Annotated in this window: 20 protein-coding genes and 1 pseudogene; 17 read left to right on the top strand and 4 right to left on the bottom strand. The window is 58.9% G+C overall.

Annotation, left to right across the window (positions count from 1 at the left end; genetic code table 11):
- The first annotated feature begins 90 nt into the window (after positions 1–90).
- Positions 91–2310, top strand: a complete 2220-nt coding sequence (locus B2D37_RS09380) for an EAL domain-containing protein (RefSeq protein WP_079202435.1) — start codon at positions 91–93, stop codon at positions 2308–2310.
- 331 nt (positions 2311–2641) lie between these two features.
- A complete protein-coding gene (locus B2D37_RS09375) occupies positions 2642–3238 on the top strand; it encodes an START domain-containing protein (RefSeq protein WP_079204948.1) in 597 nt (198 codons plus the stop codon).
- A gap of 65 nt (positions 3239–3303) precedes the next feature.
- Here the strand turns inward: B2D37_RS09375 and gltA are convergent, their stop codons facing one another.
- Positions 3304–4578: a citrate synthase gene (gltA, locus tag B2D37_RS09370; RefSeq protein WP_079202434.1), complete on the bottom strand. Its 1275-nt coding sequence runs from the start codon at positions 4576–4578 to the stop codon at positions 3304–3306.
- Between the two features lie 369 nt (positions 4579–4947).
- On the opposite strand from gltA, the gene sdhC reads away from it, so the two are divergent.
- The 10 genes from sdhC to brnQ all read left to right on the top strand — a co-directional run bounded on the left by sdhC (position 4948) and on the right by brnQ (position 17910).
- On the top strand, positions 4948–5334 hold the full coding sequence (gene sdhC / locus B2D37_RS09365; protein WP_177345273.1) for a succinate dehydrogenase, cytochrome b556 subunit: 387 nt from the start codon (positions 4948–4950) through the stop codon (positions 5332–5334).
- A complete protein-coding gene (gene sdhD, locus B2D37_RS09360; RefSeq protein ID WP_079202433.1) occupies positions 5328–5696 on the top strand; it encodes a succinate dehydrogenase, hydrophobic membrane anchor protein in 369 nt (122 codons plus the stop codon). Before sdhC ends, sdhD begins: the two co-directional genes overlap by 7 nt.
- A gap of 3 nt (positions 5697–5699) precedes the next feature.
- Complete coding sequence (gene sdhA, locus B2D37_RS09355) at positions 5700–7469, top strand: succinate dehydrogenase flavoprotein subunit (protein ID WP_079202432.1); 1770 nt, start codon at positions 5700–5702, stop codon at positions 7467–7469.
- 11 nt (positions 7470–7480) lie between these two features.
- Positions 7481–8185 (top strand): succinate dehydrogenase iron-sulfur subunit, encoded by a 705-nt coding sequence (locus B2D37_RS09350; RefSeq protein WP_079202431.1) that lies wholly within the window; start codon positions 7481–7483, stop codon positions 8183–8185.
- A 248-nt stretch (positions 8186–8433) separates the two neighbouring features.
- Positions 8434–11265, top strand: a complete 2832-nt coding sequence (locus tag B2D37_RS09345) for a 2-oxoglutarate dehydrogenase E1 component (RefSeq protein WP_079202430.1) — start codon at positions 8434–8436, stop codon at positions 11263–11265.
- A 70-nt stretch (positions 11266–11335) separates the two neighbouring features.
- Positions 11336–12553: a 2-oxoglutarate dehydrogenase complex dihydrolipoyllysine-residue succinyltransferase gene (gene odhB / locus B2D37_RS09340; RefSeq protein ID WP_079202429.1), complete on the top strand. Its 1218-nt coding sequence runs from the start codon at positions 11336–11338 to the stop codon at positions 12551–12553.
- Between the two features lie 63 nt (positions 12554–12616).
- Positions 12617–14053, top strand: a complete 1437-nt coding sequence (gene lpdA / locus B2D37_RS09335) for a dihydrolipoyl dehydrogenase (protein WP_079202428.1) — start codon at positions 12617–12619, stop codon at positions 14051–14053.
- Between the two features lie 207 nt (positions 14054–14260).
- Entirely contained in the window at positions 14261–15427 is a 1167-nt protein-coding gene (gene sucC / locus B2D37_RS09330; RefSeq protein ID WP_079202427.1) for an ADP-forming succinate--CoA ligase subunit beta, read from the top strand.
- On the top strand, positions 15427–16314 hold the full coding sequence (sucD, locus tag B2D37_RS09325; RefSeq protein ID WP_079202426.1) for a succinate--CoA ligase subunit alpha: 888 nt from the start codon (positions 15427–15429) through the stop codon (positions 16312–16314). The genes sucC and sucD overlap by 1 nt, the downstream gene beginning before the upstream one ends.
- A gap of 282 nt (positions 16315–16596) precedes the next feature.
- Entirely contained in the window at positions 16597–17910 is a 1314-nt protein-coding gene (gene brnQ, locus B2D37_RS09320) for a branched-chain amino acid transport system II carrier protein (protein ID WP_079202425.1), read from the top strand.
- An 81-nt stretch (positions 17911–17991) separates the two neighbouring features.
- On the opposite strand, the gene B2D37_RS24155 is transcribed toward brnQ, so the two are convergent.
- Positions 17992–18720 carry a methyl-accepting chemotaxis protein gene (locus B2D37_RS24155; protein WP_371915449.1) on the bottom strand — a complete coding sequence of 243 codons (729 nt, stop codon included), beginning with the start codon at positions 18718–18720 and terminating at the stop codon, positions 17992–17994.
- Between the two features lie 141 nt (positions 18721–18861).
- Positions 18862–19068: pseudogene (locus tag B2D37_RS24150) on the bottom strand (HAMP domain-containing protein); the annotation flags it as partial.
- Positions 19069–20144: 1076 nt separating this feature from the next.
- Here B2D37_RS24150 and B2D37_RS09310 point away from each other — a divergent pair.
- On the top strand, positions 20145–20882 hold the full coding sequence (locus B2D37_RS09310; RefSeq protein WP_079202423.1) for a DUF599 domain-containing protein: 738 nt from the start codon (positions 20145–20147) through the stop codon (positions 20880–20882).
- Positions 20879–21268, top strand: a complete 390-nt coding sequence (locus B2D37_RS09305) for an MAPEG family protein (protein WP_079202422.1) — start codon at positions 20879–20881, stop codon at positions 21266–21268. The genes B2D37_RS09310 and B2D37_RS09305 overlap by 4 nt, the downstream gene beginning before the upstream one ends.
- Before the next feature lie 111 nt (positions 21269–21379).
- Here the strand turns inward: B2D37_RS09305 and B2D37_RS09300 are convergent, their stop codons facing one another.
- On the bottom strand, positions 21380–21571 hold the full coding sequence (locus B2D37_RS09300; RefSeq protein WP_256573164.1) for a hypothetical protein: 192 nt from the start codon (positions 21569–21571) through the stop codon (positions 21380–21382).
- A gap of 308 nt (positions 21572–21879) precedes the next feature.
- Here B2D37_RS09300 and B2D37_RS09295 point away from each other — a divergent pair, with 308 nt between their 5' ends.
- Genes B2D37_RS09295 through B2D37_RS09285 form a run of 3 tightly spaced genes read left to right on the top strand, consistent with a single transcriptional unit; the run spans position 21880 to position 24106 of the window.
- Positions 21880–22356, top strand: coding sequence for a PaaI family thioesterase (locus tag B2D37_RS09295; RefSeq protein ID WP_079202421.1), 477 nt, complete (start codon positions 21880–21882; stop codon positions 22354–22356).
- Positions 22353–22799: a PaaI family thioesterase gene (locus tag B2D37_RS09290; RefSeq protein WP_079202420.1), complete on the top strand. Its 447-nt coding sequence runs from the start codon at positions 22353–22355 to the stop codon at positions 22797–22799. The genes B2D37_RS09295 and B2D37_RS09290 overlap by 4 nt, the downstream gene beginning before the upstream one ends.
- Positions 22800–22849: 50 nt before the next feature.
- Positions 22850–24106, top strand: coding sequence for an MFS transporter (locus B2D37_RS09285; protein WP_079202419.1), 1257 nt, complete (start codon positions 22850–22852; stop codon positions 24104–24106).
- The last annotated feature ends 2 nt before the right edge of the window (positions 24107–24108 follow it).

The following is a 24108-nucleotide window of genomic DNA, read 5'->3' as shown; positions in this document are numbered from 1 at the left end:
TTGGCTTTCTGCTGTCTATACTCCTGCTGCAGCCAGCTTGGAGCGGTTGTGTTCCTCCCATCGATTAGATGAACAAGGCGGGCACCCTTCATGGATGATCAGTTGATGTTTTTCGATGATGAAGTTGCCATTACCACGAAAAAATCTGTCTGGCGGGTACTGGCAATTGACGCTGATGTCGACTTTCAGCGCGCCACTGCATTTGCCCTCAGTGGACTGGAAGTTCTCGGCAGGCGTATCGAATTGCAGCAAGCCTTCAGTTATCGCGAAGCCTCGATGTTGTTGACTAAAGAGCAAGATATCGCGCTGATTCTGCTCGATGTGATGATGGAGGCCGATGATGCCGGCCTGCGCCTGGTCAAGGCCCTGCGCGGGGTGATCGGCAATGCCGAGACGCGCGTGGTCCTGCTGACTGGCGAGCCGGGGATGGCGCCGGTGCGGGAGGTTATGCGTGATTACGATATCAACGATTACTGGAGCAAGCGCGAACTGACCGCCGAGCGCTTGCTCACGGTGTTGACTGCAGGCGTTCGCGGCTACTCCCAGTTGCGCACGGTGGCTCGAGCGCGGCGCGGCTTGCAGATGATCGTGGAGTCGAGCAATTCGCTGTTCTGCTCGAGGAACACCCGCGAACTGTCGGCCAAGATTCTCTCGGAAATCGCCTTGCTCCTCGATCTGCAGGTCGAAGGCATAGTCTGCGAGCGGGCGGATGAGGGAAAACCGGGCTCCATGCCGGCGGTGCGCGTCGTCAGCGCCAACGGCCGCTTCTTCGGTGGCATCGATGGCGATCTCGACAGCCTGGGTGATCCTGAAGTGGCGGCTGCCTTGCGCCGCAGCCTGGATGAGCAGCAGACCTTGCGCCTGGATAACTGCACGGTGCTGTTTTTCTCGCGTTTTCAGGCCGGGGCCGATTACGCCTGTTATATCGCCACCGAGCGGTCGCTCGATGATACCGAGTTGGAGTTGCTCAAGGTGTTCAGCGCCAGCATCAGTCGCAGCCTGTACAACGTTGCCTTGTTCAGTCGTCTGGAGGAAATGGCGTACCAGGACGACTTGCTGGGAATCCCCAATCGCAACGCATTGATCCGCCTGCTTGAGATGACGCTGCAGAGCGAGGCGAAAGCCGAGTGGGTCATGGTGCTGATCGATATCGATAATTTTTCCGGTGCCAATACTGCTTTTGGTACCGGTTATGGCGACTTCATCCTTGGCCTGGTGGCGAAAAAGCTGCGCGACGCCTTCTCCAGCGATGTCTTGATTGCTCGGGTCAGGGACGACTTGTTCGCTATCCTCGGGTCTGAGTCGCAGGTGCGTGCGGCGGAAATTGTTGCGTTATTTCGTGGTCACAACCGGCCCTATGAGCTTGGTCAGGTGCATAGCCTGAGCAGCGTCACCCTGCGTCTGGCTGATTTCACCGGCAGCGCCAGCGTGGCGTTGCAGGATGCCCGTCTGACGCTCAAGCAAGCCAAGCAGCTTGGCCACAACCAGCATGCAGTCTATGACCCCAGCTTGCAGAGTGCCCATGCCGAGTCCTATCGGATGCTGTTGTCACTGCGCGATGCAGTCGATGCCGGGCGCATCAGTATAGAGTTGCAGCCACAGATTGATCTGCGTAGCCGTGCCGTCACCGGGGTCGAGGCGCTGGCTCGTTGGCGTCAGGCCGATGGCAAGATGGTGCCTCCGCTAACCTTCATTCCCCTGGCCGAGGCGACGGGCTACATCATACCGCTGGGTGATTTGCTCCTGCGCTTGGCGCTTCAGGCTGCCCGGCAGTTGGTTGGTGCGGGCTATCCGCAGATTCGCGTGGCCGTCAACGTCTCGGCACCGCAACTGTTACAGCACGATTTTATTGAGCGCTTTACCCATCATTTGCAGGTGGAAGGTGTGCAGCCGCAACAGGTCGAGGTGGAAATCACCGAGTCGGTGGCCATGCGCTCTTTCGAGACGGTCTGTAAGCAATTGATGGCGTTGCGGCAGATGGGCGTAACCGTGGCCATCGACGACTTTGGCACCGGCTTTTCCTCGTTGAGCTACTTGCGTCTGCTGCCGGCCGACCGTTTGAAGATCGACCGCAGTTTTGTCGATGAGATCGGCGAGGTTGCGGATCAGCACATGATTGCCGAAGCGGTGATCAAGATTGCGGCGCGTGTTGGCATGCAAGTTATTGCCGAAGGTGTGGAAACCCAACAGCAGGCTGACTGGATTTTGCAGCACGACTGCCTGGAAGCGCAGGGCTGTTTATTTGCCAAACCGATGTCCTGTGCGGACTTGCTGGTTTGGCTCGGAACCTGGTCAGCGCGCGTGGCCTGATGCTACGGCAAGGATGGTGCACCTTGTGCCAGGCCAAGCCGGTAAGACGCGCCTGCTGCTGTTTCTGCCCTGGGCGTTATTGATTCTGCTGCTGACGGCCTTGCTCTATGAGCGATTGCAGGATGCCGGACTCGACCCTCTGTTAGGTGATCAACAAGGCAGCCTGAGTGAGGGTGTCGAGGCGCTCAACCGGCACCTGGCCACTCAGCGTGGCAATCCGGCGGTTGTAGCAGCGCTGGATGTCTGTGGTTCGAACAATCAACAGGCGATCCAGCTGCTAGGCTTGCTGGAGCAGCGGTCTAGGCGGGAGGTTGGCAATGTGAGGTCGTTGATGGGCATGCTTTTATGCGCAGGGGCGCTGCTGGCGGTGGCCAGTCCCTTGCAGGCCGAGAGCTGGCGTCTGGTCAAGGATCAGGCGGGTATCCAGGTGTTCCTGAGCAAGGTGCCGGGTTCAACGTACCAGGCGTACCGCGGCGTCGTCAGGCTCAAGGCGGATATGCCGACCTTGTTGGCGTTGCAGGAGGATGTCAGTGGTTCCTGCGCCTGGATCTATGCGTGTCGAGAGCAAAAACTGCTCAAGCATGAGGGCACGCAAAGCTGGATCTATAGTCGTTTCAATATGCCGTGGCCGGTGAGGCCGCGCGATGCAGTGTTGCGGGTGACCACCCGGCAAGGTGCCGATGGCAGTGTCACCCGTATTCTCAGCGGCGTTGCCGATTACCTCCCGGAGCAGAAGGGCTTGGTCCGGGTGAGCAAGGCCGAAGGCTATTGGGCGTTTATCCCGAAAGCGGCGGGTGAGGTCGAGGTGATTTACCAGATGCATAGCGAGCCGGGGGGTCGTGTACCGTCCTGGCTGGCCGGTAGTTTTGTGGTAGATGCACCCTACAACACGCTCGAAGCGCTGCGGCGGCGACTCATTCACCCTTGAATGAGTCGGGATGTAAAAAAGGCTGCCAGTGGCAGCCTTTTTAGTGCATCGATGAAGTCCGACGTTTATTTCTTTATGTCACGCTGCGTATAGCCGGTATATAGCTGGCGTGGGCGGCCAATCTTGTACGGGCTGGAGAGCATTTCTTTCCAGTGCGAGATCCAGCCGACGGTCCGCGCCAGGGCGAAGATCACGGTGAACATGCTGGTCGGAATGCCGATTGCTTTGAGGATGATGCCCGAATAGAAGTCGACGTTCGGGTACAGCGAACGTTCGATGAAGTACGGATCGGTCAGAGCGATCTCTTCCAGGCGCATGGCCAGTTCCAGCTGCGGATCATCGGTGATGCCCAGCTCTTTCAGGACTTCATCGCAAGTCTGCTTCATCACGGTAGCGCGCGGGTCACGGTTTTTATAGACGCGGTGACCGAAGCCCATCAGCTTGAACGGGTCGTCCTTGTCCTTCGCCTTGGCGATAAAGACGTCAATGTTCGACACGTCGCCGATCTCATCCAGCATCGCCAGTACTGCTTCGTTGGCGCCGCCGTGAGCCGGGCCCCAGAGTGCGGCGATACCGGCGGCGATGCAGGCGAACGGGTTGGCGCCCGAGGAGCCAGCCAGGCGAACGGTCGATGTCGAGGCATTCTGTTCATGGTCGGCGTGGAGGATGAAGATCTTGTCCATCGCCTTGGCCAGTACCGGGCTGATCGGTTTGATCTCGCACGGGGTGTTGAACATCATGTGCAGGAAGTTTTCCGCGTAGTTCAGGTCGTTACGCGGGTACATCATCGGTTGACCCATGGCGTACTTGTAGGTCATGGCGGCGATGGTTGGCATCTTGGCGATCAGACGCATGGCCGAGACTTCGCGGTGATGCGGGTTCTTGATGTCCAGGGAGTCGTGATAGAAGGCGGAAAGAGCGCCAACCACACCGCACATGATGGCCATCGGATGAGCATCGCGGCGGAAGCCGTTGAAGAAGATCTTCAGTTGCTCATGAACCATGGTGTGGTTCTTCACGGTGCTGACGAACTTGGCTTTTTCTTCTGCATTAGGCAATTCGCCGTTGAGCAGCAGATAGCAGGTTTCCAGATAGTCGGATTGCTCGGCCAGCTGCTCGATGGGGTATCCGCGGTGCAGCAGAATGCCCTGATCACCATCTATATAGGTGATCTTCGACTCGCAAGAGGCGGTGGACATGAAACCAGGATCAAAGGTGAAACGGCCCGTGGCGGTTAAGCCCCGCACGTCAATTACATCGGGACCAACGGTGCCGGTTAAAATGGGCAGCTCGACGGGGGCTGCGCCCTCGATGATCAACTGCGCTTTTTTGTCAGCCATGTGTGGCCTCCTAATTATGCTTGAAATCATCTGACGGCCCCCCACGCAGGGCCCGCATCACTATAGTGAGATAAATACGAAAGTCAATTTGGGAAAACCCAGGCAGCAGAAGGGTTTGCGGGCTATTTATTGCGGGAAATCGCGCTATCTACGCCATTTGGATTGGGTGCGCAATACGCTATTAGGCATAGACCTTTGCGTTGTCATTCGCGACCTGTTGCGTTGTCATTAGCGACCTAACTGTCTATACTCTGCGCCCGACCACCAAGGGCTTTGGGCCCTCATTCTGGTGGTTGTCACTCCTTGGGTGATGGGTACCTGACCAGTGCACTTCCCGACAACTTTGCCCTGATTGTTAGGGCCCTCAGTGTGATAAAAGCCGTGAATAGCCAACGACCTGTAAACCTCGACCTTAGGACTATTAAACTCCCAGTCACCGCTTACACGTCCATTCTTCACCGTATATCCGGTGTCATTCTCTTCGTCGGCATTGCCGTGCTGCTTTATGGGCTCGACAAGTCGCTGGCATCAGAGGAAGGCTTCGCCGAGGTGAAAGAATGTCTGACCAGCCCGCTGGCCAAGTTCGTGATCTGGGGATTGCTGTCCGCTCTGCTGTACCACTTGGTGGCCGGAGTACGCCACTTGATCATGGACATGGGCATCGGTGAGACGCTGGAAGGCGGCAAGCTGGGCTCGAAAATCGTTCTCGTCGTTTCGACGATCATGATCGTATTGGTGGGAGTGTGGATATGGTAACCAACGTCACGAATTTCTCGCGCTCAGGTCTGTATGACTGGATGGCGCAGCGTGTGTCTGCAGTCGTTCTCGCGGCTTATGTGCTGTTCCTGCTCGGCTATATAGTCGCTAGCCCAGGCATGGGTTATGCCGAGTGGCATGCTCTGTTCTCCAATAACGCAATGCGCATTTTCAGTCTGCTGACTCTGGTAGCGCTCAGCGCGCACGCCTGGGTTGGTATGTGGACGATTTCCACCGACTACCTGACGCCGATGGCGCTGGGTAAGTGGGCGACTGGTGTGCGTTTCCTGTTCCAGGCTGCGTGTGGCATTGCCATGTTCACGTTCTTCGTCTGGGGCGTGCAGATTTTTTGGGGTAACTGATTCATGACTATTCGTACTCTTTCTTATGACGCCATCATTATTGGTGGCGGCGGCGCGGGTATGCGCGCTGCGCTGCAACTGGCTCAAGGCGGCCACAAGACCGCTGTAGTCACTAAGGTGTTCCCGACCCGCTCGCACACTGTTTCCGCTCAGGGTGGTATTACTTGCGCCATCGCTTCGGCTGATCCAAACGATGATTGGCGCTGGCACATGTATGACACCGTCAAGGGTTCCGACTATATCGGTGACCAGGACGCTATCGAGTACATGTGTTCCGTCGGTCCGGAAGCCGTGTTCGAACTGGAGCACATGGGTCTGCCGTTCTCGCGTACCGAGCAAGGCCGCATCTATCAGCGCCCGTTCGGTGGCCAGTCCAAGGACTTCGGTAAGGGTGGCCAGGCCGCGCGTACCTGCGCCGCCGCCGACCGTACCGGTCATGCGTTGCTGCACACCCTGTATCAAGCCAACCTGAAAAGCGGCACCTCGTTCCTCAACGAGTGGTACGCGGTCGATCTGGTGAAGAACCAGGATGGCGTGATTGTCGGTGTGATCGCCATTTGCATCGAAACTGGCGAGACCGTGTATATCCGTTCCAAGGCCACAGTGCTGGCCACCGGTGGTGCAGGGCGCATTTATGCCTCTACCACCAACGCCCTGATCAATACCGGTGACGGCATCGGCATGGCCCTGCGTGCAGGCGTGCCAGTGCAAGACATCGAAATGTGGCAGTTCCACCCGACCGGCATTGCCGGTGCCGGTACCCTGGTGACCGAAGGTTGCCGTGGTGAAGGCGGCTATCTGATCAACAAGCATGGCGAGCGTTTCATGGAGCGCTATGCCCCGAACGCCAAAGACCTGGCTGGCCGCGACGTGGTTGCGCGCTCCATGGTCAAGGAAATCATCGCCGGCAACGGCTGTGGTCCGGATGGCGATCACGTGATGCTCAAACTCGATCACCTCGGCGAAGAAGTGCTGCACAGCCGTCTGCCAGGTATCTGTGAGCTGTCCAAGACTTTTGCTCACGTCGATCCGGTGGTTGCGCCTATTCCAGTCGTGCCGACCTGCCACTACATGATGGGCGGCGTACCGACCAACATCCATGGTCAGGCCATCACTCAGGATGCCAACGGCAACGACAAGATCATCGAAGGGTTGTTTGCCGTAGGCGAGGTGGCCTGCGTGTCGGTGCACGGGGCCAACCGTCTGGGCGGCAACTCGCTGCTTGACCTGGTGGTGTTCGGTCGCGCCGCAGGTATACACCTGGAACGTGTGCTGAAAGAAGGTGTCGATTACCGTGGGGCCACCGAGACTGACCTTGAGCTGTCGCTCAAGCGTCTGTCGGGCGTCAACGAGCGCACCACCGGCGAAGACGTAGCGCCGCTGCGTAAAGAGCTGCAAACCTGCATGCAGAACTATTTCGGGGTATTCCGTACCGGCGAATACATGCAGAAAGGTATCGAACAACTGGTCGGCCTGCGTGAGCGGATCGCCAGCGTCAAGATCGCGGACAAGAGCCAGGCGTTCAACACTGCGCGTATCGAGGCATTGGAACTGCAAAACCTGCTCGAAGTGGCCGAGGCAACTGCGGTGGCTGCGGAGGTTCGCAAAGAATCCCGTGGTGCCCACGCCCGTGAAGACTTCGAAGATCGGGATGACGAGAACTGGCTGTGCCATTCCCTGTACTTCCCAGGTGAAAAGCGCGTGACCAAACGTGCCGTCAACTTCTCGCCTAAGACAGTTCCGACGTTTGAACCCATGATTCGGACTTATTAAGGGTGGCTGATATGTTGCAAGTCAGTGTTTATCGTTACAACCCGGAGCAGGATGCTGCGCCGTTCATGCAGGATTTCAAGATCGATACTGGCGGCAAGGACATTATGGTTCTTGACGTGCTGGCGCTGATCAAAGAACAGGATGAGGGCTTCTCGTACCGTCGCTCCTGCCGTGAAGGCGTGTGTGGCTCCGACGGTATGAATATCAACGGCAAGAACGGCCTGGCCTGTATCACTCCGCTATCGGCGGTGGTAAAGGGTGGCAAGCTGGTGATCCGTCCTTTGCCTGGATTGCCAGTCATTCGTGACCTGGTCGTCGATATGAGCATCTTCTACAAGCAATACGAGAAGGTGCAGCCGTATCTGCAGAACGATACGCCGGCTCCGGCTATCGAACGCCTGCAAACGCCGGAAGAACGCGAGAAGCTGGATGGCCTCTACGAGTGCATCCTGTGTGCTTGCTGTTCGACCAGTTGCCCGTCGTTCTGGTGGAATCCGGACAAGTTCCTCGGTCCCGCTGCGTTGCTGCAGGCTTATCGTTTCCTGGCCGACAGCCGCGACACCAAGACCGAAGAGCGTCTGGCTGCATTGGATGACCCGTTCAGCGTGTTCCGTTGCCGCGGCATCATGAACTGCGTGAACGTTTGCCCCAAGGGTCTCAATCCCACCAAGGCGATCGGTCACATACGCAACATGTTGTTGCAGAGCGGTATCTGATTCAAATGTTCTACCTGTGACACCCTGCGGCACCTGGTTTGAAGCCAGCGTCGCAGTTTAGCCAGAGCCACAGCTCATAAAGCCGTGGCTCTAACTTTGAAAAATATGACGACCAGCAGGGGCATCCGGGCTGGTGCCCGGACTATCTGCGGGATCCGTGGTGGCTTTACCGAAGTCGCTGCTTCAAGACTTCGGAAGCCTGAACGGTTTCTTCGCCGGTGGTGTCCCCTTACCGAGGGTGACCAAGCATGCAAGAAAGCGTGATGCAGCGCATGTGGAACAGTGCCCACCTATCCGGTGGTAACGCTGCCTATGTGGAAGAGCTCTATGAGCTTTACCTGCACGATCCCAACGCTGTGCCCGAAGAGTGGCGCACCTACTTTCAGAAGTTGCCGGCAGATGGCAACGCTGCTACTGATGTATCGCATTCTACGGTTCGCGATCACTTCGTGTTGCTGGCGAAAAACCAGCGTCGCGCCCAGCCGGTGTCCGCCGGTAGCGTGAGCAGTGAGCACGAAAAGAAGCAGGTTGAAGTCCTACGCATGATTCAGGCATTTCGCATGCGTGGCCATCAGGCTGCCCAGCTCGATCCGCTTGGTCTGTGGCAACGGCATGCACCGGCTGATCTTTCGATCAATCACTATGGTCTGACCAATTCCGACCTGGACACCACTTTCCGCACTGGTGGTCTGTTCATCGGCAAGGAAGAGGCTACTCTGCGTGAAATTCACGAGGCCTTGCAGCAGACATATTGCCGCACCATCGGTGCCGAGTTCACCCACATCGTCGATTCCGAGCAGCGCAACTGGTTTGCCCAGCGCCTGGAAAGCGTGCGCGGGCGTCCGAGTGTTTCGCCTGAAGTGCAGAGTCATCTGCTGGAGCGACTGACTGCTGCCGAGGGACTGGAAAAATACCTGGGCACCAAATACCCGGGTACCAAACGTTTCGGTCTGGAAGGCGCTGAAAGCCTGATTCCACTGCTCGATGAAATGATCCAACGTGCCGGTTCCTATGGCACCAAGGAAATCGTCATCGGCATGGCGCACCGTGGCCGCCTCAACGTGCTGGTCAATACGTTTGGCAAGAACCCGCGTGAACTGTTCGACGAGTTCGAGGGCAAGAAGCAGGCCTCCCTCGGTTCCGGCGACGTCAAGTATCACCAGGGTTTCTCCTCCAACGTTATGACCGCCGGCGGCGAAGTTCACCTGGCTATGGCGTTCAACCCCTCTCACCTGGAAATCGTTTCGCCAGTGGTCGAGGGTTCGGTGCGCGCTCGTCAAGATCGTCGCAACGATAGCAACGGCGACAAGGTTCTCCCGGTTTCACTACACGGTGACGCGGCGTTCGCCGGTCAGGGTGTGGTGATGGAAACCTTCCAGATGTCGCAGACCCGTGGTTTCAAGACGGGTGGCACCATCCACATCGTGATCAACAACCAGGTCGGCTTCACCATCAGTAACCCGGAAGATTCGCGTTCTACCGAGTACTGCACCGACGTGGCGAAGATGATCCAAGCGCCGATCCTGCACGTGAATGGCGATGATCCGGAAGCGGTACTGTTCGTCACCCAGCTGGCCGTCGACTATCGCATGCAGTACAAGCGCGATGTGGTGATCGACCTGGTTTGTTACCGCCGTCGCGGTCACAACGAGGCCGATGAGCCGAGCGGTACCCAGCCGATGATGTACCAGCAGATCAGCAAGCAGCGCACCACCCGTGAGCTGTATGCCGATGCGCTGACCACGGCTGTGCGTCACTCTGCCGATGATGTGCAAAGCAAGATCGACGACTACCGCACCGCGCTGGACAATGGTCAGCATGTAGTCAAGAGTCTGGTCAAGGAGCCGAACAAGGAGTTGTTCGTCGACTGGCGCCCGTACTTGGGCCATACCTGGACCGCGCGTCACGATACTCGCTTCGACCTCAAGACCTTGCAGGATCTGTCCGCCAAGCTGCTGGAAATCCCGGAAGGGTTTGTTGTCCAGCGCCAGGTCGCGAAAATTCTTGAAGATCGTCAGAAGATGGGTGCCGGCGCGCTGTCGATCAACTGGGGCTACGCCGAAACAATGGCCTACGCCACCCTGTTGTTCGAAGGTCACCCGATCCGCATGACCGGCCAGGACATTGGCCGTGGCACCTTCTCGCACCGCCACGCGGTGCTGCATAACCAGAAGGAGCCAGGTTCGCACGTACCGCTCAAGCACCTGTACAGCGGCCAGCCGCGTTTCGACCTGTACGACTCGCTGCTATCGGAAGAAGCAGCGCTGGCGTTCGAATACGGTTACGCCACCACCAAGCCGGATGCATTGGTCATCTGGGAAGCCCAGTTCGGCGATTTTGCCAACGGTGCCCAAGTGGTAATCGATCAGTTCATCACCAGCGGCGAGCACAAGTGGGGTCGTCTGTGCGGTCTGACCATGCTGTTGCCGCATGGTTATGAAGGGCAGGGCCCGGAGCACTCCTCCGCACGTCTCGAGCGGTTCCTGCAACTGAGCGCCGAGCACAACATCCAGGTGTGCGTGCCGACTACTCCGGCGCAGGTCTACCACATGTTGCGTCGCCAGATGATCCGCCCACTGCGCAAGCCACTTATCGCCCTGACTCCGAAGTCGTTGCTGCGCCACAAATTGGCCATCTCGACCCTGGAAGATCTGGCCGAAGGCTCGTTCCAGACCGTGATTCCGGAGATCGATGCAATCGATCCGAAGAAGGTCGATCGGGTGATCCTGTGCAGCGGCAAGGTTTACTACGACCTGCTGGAGAAGCGTCGTGCCGAGGCTCGCGAAGATATCGCCATCGTGCGTATCGAGCAGCTCTATCCGTTCCCGGAAGAAGATCTGGCCGAAGCTCTCGCTGCGTACAAGCACCTCAAACACATCGTCTGGTGTCAGGAAGAGCCGATGAACCAGGGTGCCTGGTATTGCAGCCAGCATCACATGCGCCGCGTCGCCACTGCGTACAAGAAGACTCTGTTCCTCGAGTACGCCGGCCGCGAAGGCTCAGCTGCCCCGGCCTGCGGTTACGCTTCGATGCACGCGGAACAGCAGGAAAAACTGCTGCAAGACGCCTTCACCGTTTAACGCCTTTGCGCAAGAGGCGGCCTGATGAGGCCGCCTCGTAGAAGAAATCGAATTTAAGGAACCACACATAATGGCTATCGAGATCAAAGCCCCTACTTTCCCGGAATCGGTTGCCGACGGCACCGTGGCCACTTGGCACAAGAAGCCGGGCGATGCGGTCAAGCGCGACGAACTGATCGTCGACATCGAAACCGATAAAGTAGTGATCGAAGTGCTGGCTGAGGCCGACGGCGTCCTCGCCGAAATCGTCAAGAACGAAGGCGATACCGTCCTCAGCAATGAATTGCTGGGTACCTTGAGCGAAGGCGCTGCTGCTCCTGCACCGGCTGCCGCCGCTCAGACTGCCGCGCCTGCCGCTGCTGCTCCGGGTGTTGCGGGTGATGAGCAAATCCTCTCGCCGGCCGCGCGCAAGTTGGCCGAAGAGAATGGCATCGACCCGAACAGCGTTGCCGGCACTGGTAAGGGCGGTCGGGTGACCAAGGAAGACGTGGTCGCTGCGGTTGAAGCTAAGAAGAATGCCCCGGCTGCTGCGCCTGCCGCCAAACCTGCCACCCCAGCCGCTGCACCGGTACTCGCCGTCGGTGATCGCGTCGAGAAGCGCGTACCGATGAGCCGTCTGCGTGCCAAGGTTGCCGAGCGTCTGGTTGAAGCTCAGTCTTCCATGGCCATGCTGACCACCTTCAACGAAGTCGACATGACCGAAGTCATGGCGCTGCGTTCGAAGTACAAGGATCTGTTCGAGAAGTCCCACAACGGCGTGCGCCTGGGCTTCATGTCGTTCTTCGTCAAGGCCACCACTGAAGCGCTGAAGCGTTTCCCTGCGGTTAACGCCTCGATCGACGGCGCCGACATCGTCTACCACGGCTACTCCGACATTGGTGTTGCCGTGTCGAGTGACCGTGGCCTGGTGGTGCCAGTACTGCGTAATGCCGAGCTGATGAGCCTGGCTGAAATCGAAAGCGGCATCGCGACCTTCGGCAAGAAGGCCAAAGACGGCAAACTGTCGATCGACGACATGACCGGTGGTACGTTCACCATCACCAACGGTGGTACCTTCGGTTCGATGATGTCGACGCCGATCGTCAACCCGCCGCAAGCCGCCATCCTGGGGATGCACAACATCCTTCAGCGGCCGATGGCCATCAACGGTCAGGTGGTTATCCGTCCGATGATGTACCTGGCGTTGTCCTACGACCACCGCCTGATTGATGGTAAAGAAGCCGTGACCTTCCTGGTAACCATCAAAAACTTGCTGGAAGACCCGGCTCGCTTGCTGCTGGATATCTAAGCCAGTCTCTCCCAAGGTGGCCCCCACAAGGGGCCGTCCGGTTTATTCGAGAAGGAATCATGTATGACCCAGAAATTTGACGTGGTAGTCATCGGTGCCGGCCCTGGCGGCTATGTAGCTGCCATCAAGGCTGCTCAACTCGGTCTGAAGACCGCCTGCATCGAAAAGTACCAGGACAATGATGGCAAGATCGCGCTCGGTGGTACCTGCCTGAACGTCGGTTGCATTCCGTCCAAGGCGCTGCTGGACAGCTCCTGGAAATATCATGAAGCCAAAGTAGGCTTTGCCATTCACGGTATCGAGGCCAAGGGCGTCAGCATCGACGTGCCGGCGATGGTTGCCCGCAAGAGCAACATCGTGAAGAACCTCACCGGCGGTGTCAGTACGCTGTTCAAGGCCAACGGTGTGACCCTGCTCGAAGGTCACGGCAAGTTGCTGGCCGGCAAGCAAGTGGAAGTCACGGCGTTGGACGGCACTACTCAGGTAGTCCAGGCCGAGAACGTGATTATCGCTTCCGGCTCCAAGCCGATCGACATTCCGCCGGCTCCGGTCAACCACGACACCATCGTCGACTCTACTGGCGCCCTGGAATTTCAGAGCGTACCCAAGACTCTGGGCGTAATCGGCGCTGGCGTGATTGGTTTGGAGCTGGGTTCGGTATGGGCCCGTCTGGGTGCCGATGTCACCGTGATCGAAGCTCAGGACAAGTTCCTTCCGGCTGCCGATGATCAGATCGCCAAGGAAGCCCTGAAGACCTTGACCAAGCAAGGTTTGAAGATTCGCTTGGGCGCGCGTCTGACTGCTTCCGAAGTGAAGAAGAAGCAGGTCACCGTCAGCTTCACCGACGCCGAAGGCGAGCAGCAGATGACGTTCGACAAGCTGATCGTTGCGGTCGGCCGTCGTCCGGTGACCACCGATCTGCTGGCCACCGATAGCGGTGTCGAGCTGGACGAGCGTGGCTTCATCTATGTTGACGACCAGTGCGCCACCAGCGTGCCGGGCGTTTACGCCGTCGGTGACGTGGTGCGCGGCGCCATGCTGGCGCACAAGGCCTCGGAAGAGGGTGTGATGGTTGCCGAGCGCATCGCCGGGCACAAAGCCCAGATGAACTACGACCTGATCCCGTCGGTCATCTATACCCATCCGGAAATTGCATGGGTTGGCAAGACCGAGCAGCAACTGAAAGGCGAGGGCGTTGCCGTCAACGTTGGTACCTTCCCGTTCGCCGCCAGTGGCCGCGCCATGGCTGCCAATGATACCGGCGGCATGGTCAAGGTGATTGCCGATGCCGCGACCGACCGCGTACTGGGTGTACACGTGATCGGCCCGAGCGCTGCCGAGTTGGTCCAGCAGGGCGCAATCGGTATGGAGTTCGGCACCAGTGCCGAGGATCTGGGAATGATGGTGTTCTCCCACCCGACGCTGTCCGAAGCGCTGCACGAAGCGGCGCTGGCCGTGAATGGCCATGCCATCCACGTCGTCAATCGCAAGAAGCGCTAAGTAGTCGTTTGTAGGTCGCCACGCCGGATGCTGTTTGCAGCCCACCGGTGCTGGCGACGTTGCAAGAAGAACCAAGGCGGGTTGCCCGCGCAGAGCCTGGCTCAAGCGCGCAATGCCGCCGGACTGCTCGTGAAAGCAGTCACAGGTGGTGCGGCATCACAAGTGCAGCACCGAATGCGCAATACCTAACGAAGACGGTAGACAAGCATGAATCTCCATGAGTATCAGGGTAAGCAGCTGTTCGCTGAATACGGCCTGCCCGTATCCAAGGGTTTCGCCGTAAGCACTCCGGAAGAAGCCGCAGAAGCCTGCGACAAAATTGGCGGCACTGAGTGGGTCGTCAAGGCTCAGGTACATGCCGGGGGCCGCGGTAAAGCGGGCGGCGTGAAGCTGGTCAAGAGTCGGGAAGACGCCAAGGCCTTCGCCGCCAACTGGCTGGGCAAGCGTCTGGTGACCTACCAGACTGACGCAGCCGGTCAGCCGGTCAACCAGATTCTGGTTGAGTCCTGCACCGACATCGCCAAAGAGCTGTATCTGGGCGCAGTAGTCGATCGCTCCAGCCGTCGCATCGTGTTCATGGCTTCCACCGAAGGTGGCGTGGACATTGAGAAGATCGCTCACGACACCCCTGAGAAAATTCTCAAGGCCACTATCGATCCGCTGGTCGGCGCTCAGCCGTTCCAGGGTCGCGAGCTGGCATTCCAGCTGGGCCTGGAAGGCAAGCAAGTTGCTCAGTTCGCCAAGATCTTCGTAGGTCTGGCCAAGCTGTTCAAGGATCACGACCTGGCTCTGCTGGAAGTGAACCCGCTGGTGATCAAGGCTGACGGCGATCTGCATTGCCTCGATGCCAAGATCAACATCGACGCCAACGCCATGTACCGTCAGCCTAAGCTGAAGACCTTCCACGATCCGTCGCAAGACGATCCGCGCGAAGCGCACGCTGCCAAGTTCGAACTGAACTACGTAGCGCTGGAAGGCAATATCGGTTGCATGGTCAACGGTGCTGGCCTGGCCATGGGTACCATGGACATCGTCAACCTGCATGGCGGCAAACCAGCCAACTTCCTCGACGTGGGCGGTGGTGCTACCAAAGAACGCGTTACCGAAGCGTTCAAGATCATCCTGTCCGACACTAACGTCGCTGCAGTACTGGTCAACATCTTCGGCGGCATCGTTCGTTGCGACATGATTGCCGAAGGCATCATCGGTGCAGTGAAAGAAGTCGGCGTGAAAATCCCGGTGGTTGTTCGCCTCGAAGGTAACAACGCTGAGCTGGGCGCTAAAGTACTGGCAGAAAGCGGGTTGAACATCATCGCGGCGACCAGCCTGACCGACGCTGCTCAACAAGTTGTCAAAGCTGCGGAGGGCAAGTAATGAGCGTCCTGATCAATAAAGACACCAAAGTTATCTGCCAGGGTATTACCGGTTCGCAAGGTAGTTTCCACACCCAGCAAGCCATCGAGTACGGCACCCAGATGGTTGGCGGCGTAACTCCAGGCAAAGGCGGCACCACTCACCTGGACCTGCCTGTTTTCAACACGGTGAAAGAAGCTGTAGCCGCCACTGGCGCCACCGCCAGCGTGATCTACGTTCCAGCTCCGTTCTGCAAGGACTCCATCCTGGAAGCAGCATTCGGCGGCATCAAGCTGATCGTTTGCATCACCGAAGGCATTCCTACCCTGGATATGCTGGATGCCAAGGTCAAGTGCGACGAGCTGGGTGTAGTCCTGATCGGTCCGAACTGCCCAGGCGTGATCACTCCAGGCGAATGCAAGATCGGCATCATGCCAGGTCACATTCACTTGCCAGGCAAAGTCGGTATCGTGTCGCGTTCCGGCACCCTGACCTACGAAGCTGTGAAGCAAACTACTGACGCCGGTTTCGGTCAGTCGACTTGTGTCGGCATTGGTGGTGACCCGATCCCGGGCTCCAACTTCATCGACATCCTCAAGCTGTTCCAGGAAGACCCGAAGACCGAAGCGATCGTGATGATCGGCGAGATCGGCGGTTCGGCTGAAGAAGAAGCGGCTGCCTACATCAAGGCACACGTGACCAAGCCGGTTGTTTCCTACATTGCTGGTGTGACTGCCCCTGCAGGCAAGCGCATGGGCCATGCTGGCGCAATCATCTCTGGCGGCAAAGGCACTGCAGACGAGAAGTTTGCTGCCCTGGAAGACGCAGGCGTTAAAACCGTGCGTTCGCTGGCAGAAATCGGCAAGGCGTTGTCCGAGCTGACCGGTTGGGAAGTCAAAAACGCCTAAGCGTTGCTGACCCCTGAAAAGGCCGCCTTCGGGCGGCCTTTTCTATTTGCGGGCAACAGAATTGTTGCCGATGCGACAGCTATGTATGCCGGTTGGACAGCCCGACCTCCGGCCCTGCCGCAGAACAGGAAAATTCGTTAGGCTGACAACTATTCGCGCCTCGGTCGTCACAAGCGATAAGCGGCGCAGCAACGGCTCAGTCCAACCGGCAGGGCGACGTTTCCCCCGATCCCTCGGGAAACCCTCGGAACTCATGACTCTTTGCCTGTGGTATTTGCCTCTATGAATCGTTTGAAAGGCTCGGACATCCTGGCCCTTGGTTTTATGACGTTTGCGCTGTTTCTCGGCGCCGGCAACATCATCTTCCCACCTAGCGCGGGCATGGCTGCCGGCGACAATATCGGCCTGGCGGCGCTGGGTTTTCTGCTCACCGGAGTGGGGTTGCCGTTGCTCACCATAGTGGCGCTGGCTCGAGTTGGCGGTGGTATGGCGCTGCTGACCGCGCCCCTAGGTAAGCGCGCCGGAGTGCTGTTCGCCGTTGCGGTGTACCTGGCGATTGGCCCCTTGTTCGCCACCCCGCGTACCGCCGTGGTGTCGTTCGAGATGGGCATCGCGCCCTTTACCGGAACTGATGGCACGCCGCTGCTGCTCTATAGCCTGGCGTACTTCGCCGCGGTGATGTTTCTCTCGCTCAATCCGGGGCAGCTGGTCGAGCGCATCGGCAAGTACATCGCCCCGGTGCTGCTGGCCGCGCTGCTGGTGTTGGGCGCCGCCGCCTTTATCCTGCCGGCTGGAGAGATCGGCCAGACGGCTGCGGATTACCAGGCTGCACCCTTCGTGCAGGGCTTTCTGCAGGGCTACCTGACCATGGATACCCTGGGCGCGCTGGTATTCGGCATCGTGATCGCCACCGCTATCCGCGATCGCGGCATCACCGAAAGCAAGCTGATAACCCGCTACTCGGTGATCGCCGGGTTGATCGCCGCCGCGGGGTTGTCGCTGGTGTATCTGGCGCTATTCTATCTCGGCGCGACCAGCCAGGGCATCGCCGGTGAGGCGCAGAATGGCGTGCAGATTCTCACCGTCTATGTGCAACACACCTTCGGCACCGCCGGCAGCCTGTTGCTGGCAGTGGTGATCACTCTGGCCTGCCTGACCACTGCCGTAGGCCTGTTGACCGCCTGTGGCGAGTTCTTCAGCGGCCTGCTGCCGGTGTCCTACCGCGTGGTGGTGGTGAGTTTTGGGCTGTTCAGTCTGCTCGTCGCCAACCAGGGGTTGACCCAGTTGATCAGCTTCTCCATCCCGGTACTGGTCGGCCTCTATCCACTGGCTATCGTGTTGATCGGCCTGAGCCTGCTCGACTCCTTGTGGCTATCGCCACGCCGGGTGTTCGTGCCCGTCATGGCGGTGACGCTGATCTTCGGTGTGGTCGACGGACTAGGCGCCGCAGGCTTCAGTCAGCTGGTACCAGCGCTGTTCAGTAAATTGCCGCTGGCCGGTCAGAGCCTGGGCTGGCTGGTGCCGGTGCTGGTCACGCTGCTGCTGGTCGCAGTGCTGGACCGCTGCTTGGGTAAGCCGCGGAGCGTGCTGGCCTAAAGCACAACGCCAGTGTTCCTCTGAGGGACACTGGCGCTGCTGGTTTCAACTGCAAAGGGATTTCTGTAGCGGCTAAGCCCGTTAAACCGTGCCACTGCCCAGGTTGAAGTGACGCACCTGGGCATGCAGGCGTTCGGCCAATACGGCCAGGCCCTGGCTGGCCTCGGTGACCTCGTTGGAGCCCTCGGCGTTATCACTGGCCAGATCGCGAATCATCTCGATGCGCTGACTGATGTCATGGGCCACGGCCGCTTGTTGTTCGGCCGCGCTGGCGATCTGAATGGCCATTTCGCTGATCTCGCGATTGGCGCCGGTAATAGTCTGCAGTGCATGACCGGCTTCAGCGGCCTGGCTGGCCCCGGTTTCGGCTTGGCTGCGGCTCTGGCTCATGACTCCGGCAGCTCTCTTTGCGCCTGCCTGCAGGCGCTCGATCATGCCCTGGATCTCCATGGTGGAGTCCTGGGTGCGTTTGGCCAGCGAACGCACTTCGTCGGCGACCACGGCAAAGCCGCGGCCCTGTTCGCCGGCGCGGGCCGCTTCGATGGCGGCATTCAGCGCCAGCAGGTTGGTCTGGTCGGCAATGCCTCGAATCACGTCGAGTATGCTGCCGATATTGGCGGTGTCCTGCGCCAGGTTTTGCACCACGCCGGCGGCTTCGCCGATGTCCTTGGACAGGGCGTTGATGGCGCCGATCATCTGCCCGACTAGCTGCTGACCGCTGTTTGCCGCGAGATCGGCGCGTTGGGCGGCCTCGGCGGTTTGACTCGAGTGGCGGGCGACCTCCTGGACGGTGGCGGCCATTTCAGTCATCGCCGCGGCAACCTCGATGGTGTGCAGTTCCTGCTGCTTGAGGTTGTGCTGAGTGGAGGTGGTGGTGCTGGTCAATTGCGAGGCGGAAACGCTCAGCTGGGTGCTGGAGTGCACCACGTTGCTGACGATTTCGCGCAGCTTGCCGACCATCTGGCTGAAGGAGTGCGACAGCACACCAAACTCACCGCCACTCTGCGCGCCGAGGTGGGTGCCCAGTTCGCCGGCGGCGACCTTGCGTGCCTCATCACTCAGGCGCAGTAGGGCGCCGGTCACCTTGCGCCGGATGGCAAAGATGCCCAGCACGGAGATCACCACCAGCAGCAGCACTACCGCTGTCACGGCCGCCATGTAGCGTTCACCGATCTGGCTGTAGTGCAGCACGGCATCGCCGGTGCGTTTATCCAGCAGCGCATAGAATGCATCCACCGGGTGCATGATCTTGGCTTTTTCCTGGTGGTACTTGGCGTCATGCATCAACTGGCTGGCGAGGACCAGATCGGGTTCGGCCTGGCGGGTGAAGCCACCTTGGCCGTCGGCATAGCGGCCTTTCACCGCATTCATCGCCTCGGTTTCGATCAGCACCAGGGTGTCCGAATTGCCCTGGGCTTCGGCCAGCTTGGCCAGTTCGGCCGCACTGAAGCCTTGGTGGCGCATCAAATCGAGCAGCGGTTGCGCTTCGCCATTGGCCCTGGGGGCCGGCTGGCCGGCGGCGATGAAATCCCAGTACAGGCGTTCGGGTTGCTGCGGGCGGGGGAGCTTGCCATTACGTATATCCAGTACCTGCCAATACTGCTGTTCGTAGCGTACCTCGCCGGTTACCGCATAGGTGCGGGCCAGGCGGGTGAGGTCATCGGAGCTCTGCCGCAGTTCGTCCGCCAGCAGGTAGGACTGATAGCGATTTTCCTGGCTCTCGGTCAGGTGGCTCTGGTTGACGATCATCAGCACTACCAGCACCGCGAGCAGGATGGTGCAGAAGATAATGGTGGTGAAAATAAGGGAAAACAGACGTTGCACGGACATAACGGCTCTCCTTAGCTGCTGGGGGACTTCCTGTCAGAGTGGCAATTGCGCAGCACTCGTTGGCTAATGCCGGTCTAACGGATGATAGGTGTTCGTTTCTGGTGCGCTGCGCGCATATATGGTGCACAGCTAATCACAGCTTTGATCAGATAAACCCATTTTGCAAGCCACTGAATAGCTCTAACTGCGGCGGATACGCGCAATTATCGCTGCTTATTCTGGAATGGCTGGTGACGTTGAAATAAGCACGATAAAGATGCGTGGTCGGCGTGGTGCTTTAAAGTGGTGCGAGTGTGCAAGCCTTGAAACTGTTTCGTGTCCAATTTCTGTTATGCAAGTTAAGCGGTGGAGGCAGTCAGTTCGAAACTTGCTGGTTATAATCCTGCCCTGCATAGGGAGGATTCATGGACGCTATCGACAATTATGTGTGGCATCAGCTAGTCGCTATTTCTTGGTTTCTGTTGTGCTGGGGTGGCTACACCCGTTACGCCTTGTTCAAGGGCCGGACTACGCCCTGCCTGGCCAGCGTTCTGCACCTTTATCGTGAGGATTGGATGCGCCGCATGTTGCTGCGCGAGAACCGCATTGCCGATGCCAGCGTGATTGGCAATCTGGAGCGCAATGCCTCCTTCTTCGCCTCCAGCACTTTGCTCATCCTGGCCGGTATCCTCACTGTGCTCGGTGCATCTGATCGCGCCGTGTCACTGCTCGCCGACCTGCCGTTTATTCAGGCTGCCAGCCGGGAAATGTCTGAGATCAAGCTGTTGTGTCTGGGCGTGGTGTTTATCTATGCCTTCTTCACCTTCAGTTGGTGCATGCGCCAATACAACTTTGCCGCGGTTCTGATCGGTTCGGCACCGATGATCGGCGAGCGAGATGTCACCGCGCAGGAGCGCAAGGCGTTTGCCGAGCGTACCGCGCGGGTGATTTCGATGGCGGCCAATCAATTTAACCAGGGCTTGCGCGCCTATTACTTCGGCATGGCGGTTCTGGCCTGGTTTATCAATCCCTGGTTATTCATGTTGCTCAGCGCGGGTGTGGTACTGGTGCTGTACCGTCGGGAGTTTCATTCCGATGTGTTGGAAGTGATGGTCTATACCCAGACCCCGACGTTCGAACCCGCCAAGGAGAAAAGCGAATGAGCCTGCCATTCTGGTGCGTTTTTATCAGTGCACTGTTGATCTTTCTGGCCAAGGCGCCAGTGGCCAGGGCCATGCAGCAGGAGAGCGGGGTGTATGACAATCATCAGCCGCGCAGCCAGCAAGCGCGGCTGACTGGTTTCGGGGCGCGCGCGTTGGCTGCACACTTGAACAGCTTCGAGGCCTTCCCGCTGTTTGCCGTGGGCGTGCTGATGGCGCATGTCACCCAGACCCATGGCGCACTGGTGGATGTGCTCGCGCTGACTTTCGTGGTCTCGCGGGTGCTGTATCTGCTGTTCTATTGGGCGGATATGCACTGGCAACGCAGCCTGGTGTGGGGGCTTGGCTTGCTGTGCAGCCTGTTGCTGATGCTGACTCCAGCCTTGTAAATACAGCAGAAACGACAAGGCCCGCATCACGCGGGCCTTGTCGTTGAGCGGGTCACCGGCATCTCAGATGGCGTGTTCCGCGATCATTTTCGAGCTCTGCCGGTGATCGGCTTAGTTTTCTATCACTTCTTCGGTTTTCTGCTTAATGGCACCGCCAGTATCTTTGGCCGCGTCACCCATGGATTCAGCCGCTTCCGAGACGGATTCCTTGGCCGACTCCATCTTGTCTTCCGGCGTTTTTTCGCAGGCGGCCAGGGCCAGGACAGCAGCGAGCAGCAGGGTATAGGTAAGTGATTTTTGCACGGTCAATATTCCTTGTAGATATTTATGATGGCTGAGTTGCCTCAGGCATAGCCTCTTCGAGTATGACCTGTGCGACTAAGTTCCCTGCCAATGGCGTTTAGGGATTCAACTTTAGAGGTTGTGAACATAGCGAAAGGCAGTCGCAAGGCCGACTCCACGTGTTCGTAGCGCATCGTTAGCTGCGGACGCCGGGAGGCGGCCGCAGCGGGTGGAGTCTTTTCACTGCCTCTCAGCACTGCGCTAATGTGCCATGGTCCGGTGAGAGGCTATCATGCGCGCCCTTGGTGTCGTTGTGGTGGGCTGAATCGATGAGCAATACCCTCATTCTCGAGCAGGCGCAGCGCTTCTTGATGGCGCTGCGTCATTGCCAGGTGCTCGGTATCCAGGTGCATGACGCCAGCCCCCTCGGTTTGACCCTGCGTTTGCCCTATAGCAGGCAGATAGTGGGTGATCCGGAGTCCGGGGTGATTCACGGTGGTGCGATAACCACCCTGATGGATACCACCTGTGGCATTTCAACTGTTTGCGCCCTGGCTGAGTTCGAGGTTTGCCCAACCCTCGACCTGCGCATCGACTACATGCACCCGGCAGAGCCGAACAAGGACGTGTTCGGTTTTGCCGAATGCTACCGGGTTACGCCGAATATCATCTTCACCCGCGGTTTTGCCTATCAGGACGACCCGACGCAGCCGATTGCCCACGTAGTCGGCACTTTCATGCGTACGGGTAAAGGCGTGCCGGGTGAAAAACAACTCAAACCTGATATTCGGGGGGCTGGCGCATGAGTGAATTGACGCTCAATCAGTTGCTATCCCAGGCCCATGAAAACGGCGATTACGACTCGCTGATCAACCTGATGCCGTATGCCAAATTGCTCGGTATGCAATGCCCGCGGCAGGGCGAAGACATGATTTTCCACCTGCCGGCCAACCAGGACAACATCGGCAATCCGATCCTGCCGGCGTTGCACGGCGGGGTGATCGCCGGCTTCATGGAACATGCCGCCATGCTCCATCTGTTGATGTTCATGGGCATCCCACATTTGCCGAAAATCATCGACTTCTCGATAGATTACCTGCGCGCCGGTCATTATCGTGACACCTATGCCCAGTGCCAGGTGTGGCGGCAAGGTCGACGCGTCGCCAACGTGGCAATTACGGCTTGGCAAACCAATCAAACCGAGCCTATTGCCACGGCGCGGGCGCACTTCAAGGTCGACGAGCCTTGAGTCTTCTACGGCGCCCCAATCCGCTCGGTATATCTAGTTAAGGAATATGAATGGATGCGTTGCTGATCCTCGGTGGTTTGCTGCTGATTCTAGCCGGCCTGGTCTGGCTGGTGATGCGCGCTTTCGGCACCGGTCTGCTCTGGGGCTGGGCGAGTCTGCTGCCGCCGTTCACCCTGCTGTATGTGCTGCGCCACTGGCGCAGTGCGCGTCAGGCGCTGGGCCTCAGCGCCCTGGGGTTTATTCCGCTGATCGTCGGTTTGAGCCTGCTGGCCAGCCAGGATTCGCAGCGCCTGCATGCGTTGTTGAGCTTGCAGTGGCTCAAGCCAGAGGTGCAGGCCCCGGCGGAGTTGTCCATCGCGCTGCACGGCGAGTTGCATGGCCAGCCTTTTCTGCCGCAGCAGGGCGAGTTGCTCGGCAGCGTACTCAGCCTGCGTGAAGGCCAGGATTTTTTTGCTAGCCGCGAACTGATCATCCGCCTGCCACAGCCGGTGACCGGCGCCTTGCGCCTTGACGTGTTGCCAGGCGACCAAGGTCCGCTGCCGGAAATTGAAGTGAGCTGGTTACTGCCAGAGCAGGAATTGCCCGAGGCGCGTCGGCTGAGTCATGGCTACACCCTGCATCTGGACTTGCAACCCCTGCCGCCGAACAAGCTGGCCGGTGATTTTCATTTGGTGTTGCCTGCACAATTCAAGACCACCCTGAGCGGCAGGGTCGAAGTGTTCCGCAATGGCCTGCGTTATCGCGACGGCAAGGTCGACCGGCATATCGACTCGAGCGATACCCTGACCTATGTCATCGAGGACTATCTGCAACGGCGCTTTGCCACTCGTGCGGTGCAGTTGGGTGACTTGCCGGCGCTGCCGCTGCCGGCTGACAGTTTCGAACTGACCGTCGAGGCGCAGATCAATGGGCAGGCTCAACGTCTGCCTATGCGCCTGAACAAGAGCGCATCCCGCGGCTGGGCGGTTGAGGCCGATCGCTTTGCGCCATTACCGGAGCGGACAGTCGTGACGCCAGCGCTGCAGACGCAAGTCATGCCAATGCAGACGGCGAGCAGCGCGCGGATCAGCCGTCCGCTGGATCGGCGCCTGCGCTTTAGCCTGGAAGGTCTGCTGCGCAGTCCAAGCCGCTACGAGAACCTCAGCATGCGCGTATCGACTGCGCGTGGTAATACGGCGCAGGGGCGGTTTCAGGGGGTCGACCCGCAGGGCCGCCTGGTCATCCGTCAGCGTCTGAGTGGTTCGGGCACGGCCAGCTACACCTTGCGCCCCGAGGAAATCAGCACGATCGAGCTGCTGGAACCCTGAGA

It is taken from the genome of Pseudomonas sp. CC6-YY-74 (assembly GCF_002025205.1).
Taxonomy (GTDB): domain Bacteria; phylum Pseudomonadota; class Gammaproteobacteria; order Pseudomonadales; family Pseudomonadaceae; genus Aquipseudomonas; species Aquipseudomonas paeninsulae.
The sequence above is the reverse complement of the archived record's forward strand: the minus strand, read 5'-3'. Positions and strand labels throughout refer to the sequence as shown.